We start from the raw sequence: 10230 nt of genomic DNA, 5'->3' as shown, positions 1-10230 counted from the left end.
TTTTCAGAAGTATAAGATTCACTATGAACAGTTTGAAACAATGCTCGTAAAATTAGAGGAAGAATACGACAACCGATTTACTTTTTCTATTAAAGAAAAGCTATATAAAAATTTATTCAATGATAATAGCTTTGAGAATGTTATTTATGAGTTAGATGAAAAAAGCCTTGATAAAGATCATACGTTTTCTTTTCTAAAGAGAGAGATAGTTTCTTGTTTTAGTGAGAACTTTTATGAACTTTCTAAACCTAAAGGCTGGATTGTTTCTGGTTTTCTGTCAATATATGAGAAGCTTGACTTGAAAATAAATCGTGAGCCAGAGTTAGGGGATATTGTAACACACTCTATAATCACCCTTAATGTGCTAAGCCCTCCTGACTGGTTTATTGATCTTATAGATATTATCGATAGACTAAGGGTTTTTGCCGGATTAAATAAGATATCTGATGATGAGTTAACTATTGATGAATATGGATATGAATATAACTATTACAATTATAATATATTATGTTCATTGCAGATGTTCGATCTTTATCATTACAGTGATGAAGTAAAGGAAATAGTCCACTTAGGGCATTATGATTTGTTATTAAATTTACGAAATGTTATTTTTACTTGTACTCAAATTGCTAGCAAGTACTTTAGAATTAGTGAGCAAGATGCAACAGGAGGTTTCAGCCTAGATGATTATGTGTTGATTCAAGAACTCCCCCCCTCAAAACAACTTGCTTTAAAGCACCTGAATTCAGTATTAGAATTGGCACTGAAACCTTTTCATATTCATTATTCAATTTATTGTGCTAGCGATAAGGAAAAATATAAGGATAGGGAGTTTTGCTTGAGCTACCTAAACGATATATCTAGTTTGTTGCAAGCTTTATCTGAAAATGTAGTATTTTTATCAAAAGATCGAAAGAAAATTAAAGCTGAAATCTCATCTATTTCAAGCAGCATAAGTCCAACTATCAAAGACACCCCCTAGTACGATAAATAGTATTTTTCTCTAGACTTGAAACTCTGTTTCAAGTCTATCTTTATCTATCCAGTTTGAATATAGATTTAGCACTACTATTTCAAACTTTCGAACATTACACCTATCTGAAATTCTCAAGATATAGACACCGCTTAGGTACAGAAAACCAGACTCAAAGAAAAGTTTGTTTATAGGTGCTTGTTTTCTTTCGGTAAGAGGGCTCGAGCCTGCGCTTTGGCTCTCATACTGTAGATTCCTTGATCATTGGAATTTACAGTCATTGACTGTTTCTACAGCATAACACCAATCAAGATAGGACTTTTAAGGAAACTGGCGTTTTCGTGTAGCTATCATGCCCTACTGCGCTATCGGACTGGCCCATTTTGAACTGAACAAAATTGAAATTCCTTTTTTACAGCGTTATTGGCTGTGAGCCCTTGGTGTACTTGGCTTTCCCGCCGCTTTGCTGATCGTCTAACGAAATCGTCGGATCATCACCAAACCTGACGAAAAACAACTACTCTTCATATAAATCAACAGCTTAAACCAATCAAAGAGATCATTAGAGATCATCCCTTTTGCAATTTTCTTCATATTTTTTCAATTTTTGAAATTCTGGTTTGGCCGCCAGCCCCCAATAACGGCGCGGGCTGGCGGTATAAATTGCACGAAAATAAAAATGAAAAAAACCGACTTCGAAAACGTCGCAGGTGGGGAGGAGGAGTGCGGATTCCGTGACGTGCTTCCTTCATTCCGTGGCTGCGTGTTAGCTGTTCGGGCTGTGGTTGGTTTAGTGGGGTTTGTGGCGAAGGATGGACAGGCAAAAAGAAAGCGCCCGGTGTGGGCGCTTGTGGTAGGAATAAAGACTACAGGTTAGACGATTGAATGCTGCCCTCCCGAGCTGCCACCCTTTACATCGGCTTTAGCGTTCTGGGTGATCTCATCCACCACGGCGTTCGCTATGGCCTCGGCCATCTTACCCGCCATGGCGAATTCTCCGGTAAGCACAAAGCCCTGGGCTTCCAGTTCCTTTTCCAGTTTCTGTTTCAATGATGCTTTGCTTAGTGCCATATTACTTTCCTGCGAATACGGTGGTTGATACATCTACGTGAGTTTTGCCTGTGAATGGACAAAAAGTCCCGCCAGTGCAAACACCTTTCCCGCCGTTCAGTTTGATGGTGTCGGCATCCTCGGTGATGTTCTGGGCTTTGATGATGAGGTCTTCAGATACGGTCAGACGGTCGTTGCCTGAGATTTCGGTGACCCGCTCTTCCAATACCTTGATACGTTGGTTAAGGCATTCAATGATATCGTCCTTGTCCGTCTTGCGCTCAAAGTTGCCATCCTTATCAACCAAGTGGTACACACCCTGCCGTTGCTGGTACCTGCTCTCGCCTTCCCTGATAGCCGGTAGCTTGAAGCCCAGCGGGAGCACGCAACGGATAAAGGGCTTATCCGGCTGGCCGAACATGAAACCCAGCTCGACAATACTACCGATAGCGGGCGGTTCTAACCTCCCGGCATACTCACCCAGCCCCGGCACCGGCAGCGGTACCGCCTGCAGTGGTGGTTTGTCCTGGTATTCCATCCCCTTTTCATCAAGCAGCTGAACATCAACCGCATAATGGGGATAGAAACGATCAGACAAGTCGCCTTCTTCCGGCAGCTCGGGCAAGGCTGTGACCTTGCCCCACCTTGGCAGATGCCAGCGGCCTGTCATTTCAGGGAAGAGGCGGAAGATGATGCGCTTGATAGCTTTTACATCCATGTGATTTTCACCTCCGTTCCTGTGAACTCGACGCCGGTCAGGCGGATGCCGTTCACCATTACGCCCGGCCTGATTTTTGGTATGGCCGGAATAGAAACTGATTTAGTGGCGCTATGGTTGGTCATTAGCTGGTTCGGGATAGTAATCGGCTTATCGGCCCAGAACGAATCCTGCCAGCTGCCGACATAAATCTGCCCGTTACCCTGCTGCTGCCAGAACAGATCATCAATGCCGAATGCCTGCCCCAGTTCGTCCATCACCCGATAGCCGTTGCCGTCGCTGTAAAAACACGGAATGGCACTTTTGCTGTACGCCTTTTCGGGTACAACAAACTGCAGGCCTGTCTTGTTGGTAATTTCGCTGAGCAGCTGCATCAAGGTGGGATGGCGCATGATAATGTTGAGCGGTTTATACAGGATTGCCGCCAGTTCTCGGCAAAATAGGGATGACCAACCGTTTTCAACTGGGTTCACCCGCTCCACATAGCCGAGGAATACCCGGTTGATGGCATCGCCCCAACCCAAATCAATTGCGATCAGAGTATTGGGTTCCGGGTTGCCCTCGACAGTTAGAGAGCAGCGGCCCGGCGTGTTTTCATCAAAAACAATACGGTGGTCTTTTGCCTTTGTCTTGGCCTTGCCGAGGTATACCCGGCAAAGGAATTTGTTGTTTGCTGTCATAGAATCACGCTAGGGCGTTATCGATGGTTTTCAGCACCTTCATCACGCCCGTTAGTTCAACCTCGCTGCCCGGTGGCACATCTTCAGCACTCCCGGCTTCAACCGGTGTTTGTACACCCTGCACTTTCTGCTGGGCGGCAGGTTTATCCGGCTGGCGCTGCTCGACGCGTTCCGGTACGGAAAGGTGCTCAATCAGTTCGAAAGACACACTCCACTGCTTCAGGCCTTCTTGCTCGTCGGCCTTGATTTGGCCCTGAAATTTCACCTGGCGGATTTTGAGGGTTTCCGCCGTGCGGTTGCTGATACGGTAGATATGCCTTGCCCCGTCATCGAGCTTTTCAGCCATGGTGAAGAGGCGGGTTAACAGTGACTTGTTCTTGTATTGCACAACACCAGATACAGTAAGAATTTTGCCCTTGCTGCCCGTTTCCGCCAGGTCTGTTGCCGACGTCTGGCCGGACATATCTTTTCCGGCCAGTTGCTGGCGAACGCTGATACGCTGGTTCTTTAGTGGGAGCTGGGTGCCGTCTAGGGTTAGCATTAGTATTTCTCTCTATGGTGGTCTTAGCTGTTTTAATTAGCTGACAATACAATCCACCCATCACTTACAGACTCAATGACCAAGCTCCCGTATTTGGTACTAACACCCATTTGTGGGTTCCCATTTATATTCTCACCAGGCGCGGCAGAAAAAATCATTGAATAAATTGAATCATCCGTTTTTGTCAGGTGATATTTTTTCCCCGGACATCGTTTAGCCGACAGCAAGTTGATATATGCAGAAGAGGTTAACTCCCCGTCATTTACGAACTTATCGTCTAGCAGTGAGGCTGTAATACTTGCGCTGATTTTTCTTACTGAATCCCCTTCGCTAACGAAAATTTCAGAGGTTCCATATAAGTATTCCCCCATGGTCCAGTTAATAACTTTTTGCTGCTGGCGCACAGCAACCGTTGAGTTTGTGGCATTCAGCCAATAGCGCCCCTTACCTGCTTCACTGGTTGAACCCTGACCATCCAATTGAACATCCAGCAACTCAATATCACTATTTGTTACGACAAAGCCATCATATGGGCCAGACTCAGCCCCCTCACCAACACCATCAATTTTAGTGCCCTTAAACTGCAAGCCTTCCAAATCTGAAATACTGACTGCTGAACCATAGGCCGACACAATTTTTGTATTTTCAAATTCAGAGTTCATCTTACGGCGCGTAATAGGAAAACGAACGAGTGATATAGATGCCGCTCTATTAATCTTTCCGCACTTAACAAAGGTATTTGAGTTAAATGTTGTATTTAGCGGAGACTGAATTTCAAGCCCCTTTCCTCCCAGCTCGAACAGGTCATTGTCATTAAATTTCAACCATATGGGCTTAATATACTGGAAACCTTTGTTTTCAACCGCTAACTCATTAAAAACTTTATTCCCGCTATGAGTTCCGCCATCCAGATAACCAAAATACCCAGCCCCCTGGTGTGGATTCTGAAAGGTATTTTTCGTCATATCCATGTCTGCCACACGCGTTTGGCCGCCATAGATACCCCAGCCACAATGGTAAAAAAGATTATCATCAACCTTGGCCTTGATGGAAGTTTCGTTGGCTTGTTCCGCCATCGACAAACCTTTGCTTAATGAGGTGAATACACATTTTTTTATATCCAGGTATTCATCATTTGTTGTCTTGATCCCGTAGCAGTTTGACAGCCAGCTGTCGCTGCCGAACCCGACTCCTTTGGCCGTAAAATACTTAACCGTCGCGCCAGGCTCATCCAGGTTCTCAGTTCCGACATCAAACAAATGTAGGTTTGCGACGTTGGCATAAAACCGGAACTCATCCGATGACGGAGAATGTAGTTTGATGCCATTTCGGCGGCAAATAACCGTTTTTGATAACCCAAAGAATCCTTTACCCGTCAACTTGTTAACATCATTATCAATCAGCGTTTGCAACACCCAGTAATTATCAGTTCCAAGACCATCACTAGACCAGTCTGCAATTGCACCAAACTTCCTGATATCAACTTCTTTCTTTTTGAGCTCTTGGCTGTTTGCCCACAATCCATTTTTGGTTTGGAATGCAAGATCATGCATCTTGACCTTGCTGATAACATACTCATCCTCACCGCCATCAAATGCACTGTAATAGCCTAAAGTTTTCACAATGCAGCCAGCTTCAAAAACGCCGTTTAATACCTCGATTTTATTCTCAATATATTGTACTGCTGTTTTTTTTACCCACTCCCTACTCGCATGTACCGACCTTGGATCAATTTCTACAATCGCCTCGCCGGAGGTAATCACATAGAACATTTCCAATGTTATAGGTGTATGCATATTCCCGTTATTAGCGGGCTTAGGAACATAAAGGCGAGCGCAGTTACCGACTGCGTGGTATAGCTCTTTGCCATTAAATGTGGCTACGGCAGCAAACTCGCGAATCACCAAGTCATACTTGTCAGGCGGTAAAATAGCTTCAACCCGCAGCATGGGAACTGAATCAGGTGTGGCCTGCTGTACATCAACGGCATTGACGGGAATACGGCCAATCTCATTGACCAATGATGTGGCGTTACGGTCTGGCTGCACATAGCTGTCATTGGCATCACCAAAAGCAATATGGGTGATCTCAACACTTTGTTTCAGCACTTTACTATTCTGTTCAGCACTTTCCCCGGTAATGGTCAAAATGGAGCCGTACTGTTGTTGATTTTCAGGGACTAAGGCTGTCATTTTTACTCCAAACTTAATGGCAATGGGCCGGAACGGACCTGAACGGTTACTCGTGACAAGCACACCATGGCATTAAGAGATGTGCTTACCATTGAACTGATCGTCCATGGGCCTGAGCGAACCTGCTTTGTTTGCCGGCTAAGGGCGATACGCTTCTCAGGGGTTTCTACCCGGCTGGTTATAGTGATGCCTTTGAGGTGTGAGCGGGTATTTTTGGCGTTGTTGATAGCCCGGGTGATTTCCGGATAGGTAGCGGCGTCTACTGGAGAACCTTGTGAGATAAGCTCCACCCGAAACTCAGCAGGTGCAAGATTATCCGGGTCTTCAAACCACTCGACGGCTCTAATAGAGTCAGCACGAATGGCTTCGATACTTTTATCGATCGCGTAACGTGTTCCTTTGTAGGTATGAATTTCCAACGCTTTGGCGACTACATTGCGCTTATATTTTTCATCCCAGGCATCATCCCAATCATCGACACTGACTTCCCATGCCAGGTACGGCAACAAATCGAGCCGGCACTTATAAGGGTTGAGAAAATCTCTAATCTCACGTTCAATCTGTGCAATTTCTTCCCAGAAGACTTGCTCCAAAGCTCGTTCCATCGAACTGGCTGATGGCGGCAAGGTGCTGACAAAATCCGTCATACAGCCCCACTCGCCTTACGAACAATAATCTCGGTGCAATATGGTGCTTCAGACTTAGCGCATTCAATACCGGCTAACGGTTCAATAAGGTCAACCTTGGTCACTGGTTGAAAGCTGCCAGCTATATCATCACTTTTTACATGTGCTGCAGCATAAAGGGCGGACAAAGCAACCTCGCCGCCAAGAACGTGAGTATCTTCTGCGAGTTTATTGAGGCGCTGCCAGGCTGTGTTAATGGTCTGGCTTTCGCCAGGACCGAGCGGCATGTGTAGCTCAACCACGATTCGATAAGGCTTTATGGAAGCCGAATACACATCGAGGTGATCGTTTAATGGACGTTTGGTTTGCCCATCCAGATAATCAAACACGGTTTGGCAAAGCTCTGGGGAAGAAACGCCATCACCAGTGCGACTGAGTACATAGAGGTCGACCTTTAATGGCGTCGGGCTTAAAACACTGGCATCCAACACGTCTTCATGAGCATTCAAGGCATGGAAAATATAGGCGCCATCAGGGCCTGCGACGCTGAAACCTTCAGGGGCCATTTGAACCCGGCGGCGGTACTGGTCATCGGTTTCTTTATCAAATTTCTCTACAGGCCTTGCTGCACCCAGGTGCTGCAGGTTGGCGCCGCTTGAAAAGGCCACCATGTTCTCGAGGGAAATATCCTGAAACTCCTGCCGGGCACGGGTAACTTCTTCGGACATAGCAGACACCGCATTGTGCAGCGGGTCGCCTACCTTAGGCACGTCGACGCCCTGCAGTTCGGCGTAGCGGTTCAGCATCCTTGTTCGGGTGCTGACGGCATCGAGCTGCTGCACCACTTCTGGCGGAGGCAGTTGAGAAACGTCAATCTGACTCACACGCTCAGCCCTGTGATTTTCTCTACACTACCGTCAAATAGCAGCGTCACTTCCAGCCCTATCATCACCTTGTTCTCGCCCCGCTCTAACCACACTTTGTTGAGTTTTATCTCGTCGCTAAACTCATTCGGAGGGTATGCAATCATGTCAGCGACATCGGCGTAGATATCCATTTCCAGCTCAGGGGTAATGTTTCGGTCGATACGGTACGGAAGGTTTGAACCATAAGCGCGGTTGAGGGGAACGGTAACTTTGCGGGTACGCATACAGCGCTGAAGGCGTTGCTTGAGCTCAGCGACACCTTTAATGATTTGACCTGTGTTTTCGTCGATACCTGTGGCCATACATCACCTACTGACTCTGATTGGCTTTGCTGGTCTTCGGATCACCGTGGTTGTGGTCATGGCCATTGTAAATTTCACGGTCACCCGCCATAGATCGAACGCTATCGGAAATGTTATTTGCCGCTGTGATATTGGCTCCCGATGAGATATCGCCTGTGGTGGCTTGCTTACCATCATGCTCTATGTCACCAACCAGCACGATTTTGGGCGATTCAACCCTAAATTCTGCCGCCACGTTAAGATCAACGGTGCCTGTCACCTTGCCGGATAGCTTGTGATCCTCCATGTCGTATTCCAGCCAGGTACCGTCAGGGAATTCACGATAGAACAGGTTCAGATTATCTTTCGGCTGGTCAAAGCTATTCTGGTTTAAGCTGGCAGCAATGAACCCGCCATGCATGCCGAACTGCTTGAGCACAACAACCTGTTCGCCCTTCTGCAGTGGATGCCAGTCTTTGACTTTCCCAGCATGACCAACATTAGAGCGAAGCCAGTCACTGGTTAGATGCTCATTGAATTTCACCTTGTAGCGCAGTGGCTTGGCTTGCACATCGACAATCACACCAAACTGAATCATTTCACTGAGCATGCGAATCAGTTGATGCTGAGTCAGGTCTTTCATAAAGCCAGATCACTCATAGGTCTGAATCCGAAACGGGAAAATAATCAGCTTCATGACCAAAGCCGATATCTGGTGACTGTGATGCCATAATCTGTTCCGGTACCTCGCTTGGGCCAACTGGCAACCAATCAATTTCGCCGGCTAAATCGTAAGGGCCTGCTTTGCACTCCGCGATGAACCAGCCGTCTGGTGCTTCTTGCTGTTGGGAAGTCTGTACCGATGTCATAGAGATATTGCCGAATGTACTGGAGGAACAAAACTCTCGCCACTGCTGCAGGAAAGAAAGCTCAGCTTGTTCAACATCTAAACCCTTTGCCTTCATGCCACAGTAAACCCGCCCGATTACCAGGAAACGAATATAAGTGGCGTAAGCATCGTTTGGGATCTCTCCGGTATAAACCACTGTCAGTACACCGGGTTCTAAATCTCGGTTCTGGTAGGCGTTGCGGGCTTGCCAGCTACGGGTTACTTCTCGCGCTGGGTGCTGATTCTTAAAGGCATTGGTTATCCCATTTAATATGGAATTGATATTTCGTTGAGCAGCTTCCATCACAAGCTCCCTAGCCCAGCGGCCTTAAGCCCTGCAGCGACCGATGCATTGAGGATTTTCGCAACCTTATCCGCCTTGGCATCGGCTGCACGTTCATAGAAATCATTGGGTGCGGTGCCGTTCCGGGCAATGGACCTGGCAATCATGAATGCGAGATCTGACTGCGTATGTTTAGGATTGCGGGGATTAAGGCGCTTTACTTTCACCCAGTCCAGAATCGACTGCAGCGGCGGCATGCCTTGGCGGCCCGTTGGTGCAACAACGAAACTGTTATAGATTTGGTTGCTGGTTATCATGCGCTGTAGTTCACCTGCAGCATTACTGCGTATAGAGTTCGTCAGCGTTGATTCTGCCTTAGGGGCTTCTTCCCTGGCTTCTCGAGAAACTTCACTGCCTGCCCTTGAGACTCCATCTTTGAGATAAGCAACCAGCGTTCCAGGCGCAGCCCGAAAAGCTTCATCCAGCACTGATGTATCGATACTTACCGAGAACTCACGCACATTGCACCTGCCGTTCAAACTGTTCCATCAACTGCTGATGAATCGCCGCTGGCGTGCCGTTCTTCGCCTCGCCTCCGATGCTGTTTCGTACTGATACCGATTTATTAAGGTGGTGAATTGCGATGTACTTAACGGCTTCTGCTATCGCCCTCAGCAGCAATAGCGGGATATCCTGAGTCTCGATATCAATCACATCCCCCTTGATAGTTCGCTGGCCGTGGTAGCTGTAGGTCAAGGCATAGCCACAAGAGCTCAGCACGTCATAGGCAGGAAAATGTGAAAGCTTAATCAGGCGGTTACCGTCTTGATCATCGATCCGGCTTACCTTAGGCAATTGCTTTGGGTAGCCCTGTTGCCACGGCTGCAGCAGTCGGCGCTGGCTCTGCCCGTACAGGCAATGACGAACTGAAATAAGATCATCGGGTGCGGGATACAGCTCAACGCCTTTCTTAAGCTGAATAGTGGCAAGCCTCAGATGAGGCCGATACCGACTGAAGTCTGCAAGGGCCAGCTCTATCAACGATTGCTCGTGGCCAGAAACAAATTCAGC

13 protein-coding genes are annotated in these 10230 nt (G+C 47.1%); 1 reads left to right on the top strand and 12 read right to left on the bottom strand.

Annotated features, from left to right (window positions below; genetic code table 11):
* Positions 1–982: hypothetical protein (locus MHN01_RS07345; protein ID WP_239410726.1), on the top strand; the 982-nt coding region annotated here is incomplete at its 5' end.
* Between the two features lie 864 nt (positions 983–1846).
* Here MHN01_RS07345 and MHN01_RS07340 read toward each other — a convergent pair.
* The 12 genes from MHN01_RS07340 to MHN01_RS07285 form a co-directional block, all read right to left on the bottom strand.
* Entirely contained in the window at positions 1847–2044 is a 198-nt protein-coding gene (locus tag MHN01_RS07340) for a hypothetical protein (protein ID WP_239410725.1), read from the bottom strand.
* 1 nt (position 2045) lies between these two features.
* Complete coding sequence (locus MHN01_RS07335) at positions 2046–2741, bottom strand: hypothetical protein (protein WP_239410724.1); 696 nt, start codon at positions 2739–2741, stop codon at positions 2046–2048.
* On the bottom strand, positions 2732–3421 hold the full coding sequence (locus MHN01_RS07330; protein WP_239410723.1) for a hypothetical protein: 690 nt from the start codon (positions 3419–3421) through the stop codon (positions 2732–2734). The genes MHN01_RS07335 and MHN01_RS07330 overlap by 10 nt, the downstream gene beginning before the upstream one ends.
* Positions 3422–3425: 4 nt before the next feature.
* Positions 3426–3962: an adenine glycosylase gene (locus MHN01_RS07325; RefSeq protein WP_239410722.1), complete on the bottom strand. Its 537-nt coding sequence runs from the start codon at positions 3960–3962 to the stop codon at positions 3426–3428.
* Positions 3963–3994: 32 nt separating this feature from the next.
* Positions 3995–6154: a phage tail protein gene (locus MHN01_RS07320; RefSeq protein ID WP_239410721.1), complete on the bottom strand. Its 2160-nt coding sequence runs from the start codon at positions 6152–6154 to the stop codon at positions 3995–3997.
* 2 nt (positions 6155–6156) lie between these two features.
* On the bottom strand, positions 6157–6801 hold the full coding sequence (locus MHN01_RS07315; protein ID WP_239410720.1) for a phage tail protein I: 645 nt from the start codon (positions 6799–6801) through the stop codon (positions 6157–6159).
* Positions 6798–7664 (bottom strand): baseplate J/gp47 family protein, encoded by an 867-nt coding sequence (locus tag MHN01_RS07310; protein WP_239410719.1) that lies wholly within the window; start codon positions 7662–7664, stop codon positions 6798–6800. The genes MHN01_RS07315 and MHN01_RS07310 overlap by 4 nt, the downstream gene beginning before the upstream one ends.
* Positions 7661–8008, bottom strand: coding sequence for a dTDP-glucose pyrophosphorylase (locus MHN01_RS07305; protein ID WP_239410718.1), 348 nt, complete (start codon positions 8006–8008; stop codon positions 7661–7663). The genes MHN01_RS07310 and MHN01_RS07305 overlap by 4 nt, the downstream gene beginning before the upstream one ends.
* 7 nt (positions 8009–8015) lie before the next feature.
* Positions 8016–8630, bottom strand: coding sequence for a phage baseplate assembly protein V (locus tag MHN01_RS07300; protein WP_239410717.1), 615 nt, complete (start codon positions 8628–8630; stop codon positions 8016–8018).
* Positions 8631–8643: 13 nt separating this feature from the next.
* Complete coding sequence (locus tag MHN01_RS07295; protein WP_239410716.1) at positions 8644–9180, bottom strand: hypothetical protein; 537 nt, start codon at positions 9178–9180, stop codon at positions 8644–8646.
* Positions 9180–9680, bottom strand: a complete 501-nt coding sequence (locus tag MHN01_RS07290) for a hypothetical protein (protein ID WP_239410715.1) — start codon at positions 9678–9680, stop codon at positions 9180–9182. Before MHN01_RS07290 ends, MHN01_RS07295 begins: the two co-directional genes overlap by 1 nt.
* Positions 9673–10230: hypothetical protein (locus tag MHN01_RS07285; protein ID WP_239410714.1), on the bottom strand; the 558-nt coding region annotated here is incomplete at its 5' end. The genes MHN01_RS07290 and MHN01_RS07285, both read right to left, overlap by 8 nt.

Source organism: Photobacterium sp. OFAV2-7 (genome assembly GCF_022347985.1).
Taxonomy (GTDB): Bacteria; Pseudomonadota; Gammaproteobacteria; order Enterobacterales; family Vibrionaceae; genus Photobacterium.
This window is presented reverse-complemented; position numbering and strand designations above follow the sequence as displayed.

Bases quoted from the DNA above. Each gene is read 5' to 3' on its own strand.
- MHN01_RS07340 (WP_239410725.1), bottom strand. From the start codon at position 2,044: ATGGCACTAAGCAAAGCATCATTGAAACAGAAACTGGAAAAGGAACTG.
- MHN01_RS07335 (WP_239410724.1), bottom strand. From the start codon at position 2,741: ATGGATGTAAAAGCTATCAAGCGCATCATCTTCCGCCTCTTCCCTGAA.
- MHN01_RS07330 (WP_239410723.1), bottom strand. From the start codon at position 3,421: ATGACAGCAAACAACAAATTCCTTTGCCGGGTATACCTCGGCAAGGCC.
- MHN01_RS07325 (WP_239410722.1), bottom strand. From the start codon at position 3,962: ATGCTAACCCTAGACGGCACCCAGCTCCCACTAAAGAACCAGCGTATC.
- MHN01_RS07320 (WP_239410721.1), bottom strand. From the start codon at position 6,154: ATGACAGCCTTAGTCCCTGAAAATCAACAACAGTACGGCTCCATTTTG.
- MHN01_RS07315 (WP_239410720.1), bottom strand. From the start codon at position 6,801: ATGACGGATTTTGTCAGCACCTTGCCGCCATCAGCCAGTTCGATGGAA.
- MHN01_RS07305 (WP_239410718.1), bottom strand. From the start codon at position 8,008: ATGGCCACAGGTATCGACGAAAACACAGGTCAAATCATTAAAGGTGTC.
- MHN01_RS07300 (WP_239410717.1), bottom strand. From the start codon at position 8,630: ATGAAAGACCTGACTCAGCATCAACTGATTCGCATGCTCAGTGAAATG.
- MHN01_RS07295 (WP_239410716.1), bottom strand. From the start codon at position 9,180: ATGGAAGCTGCTCAACGAAATATCAATTCCATATTAAATGGGATAACC.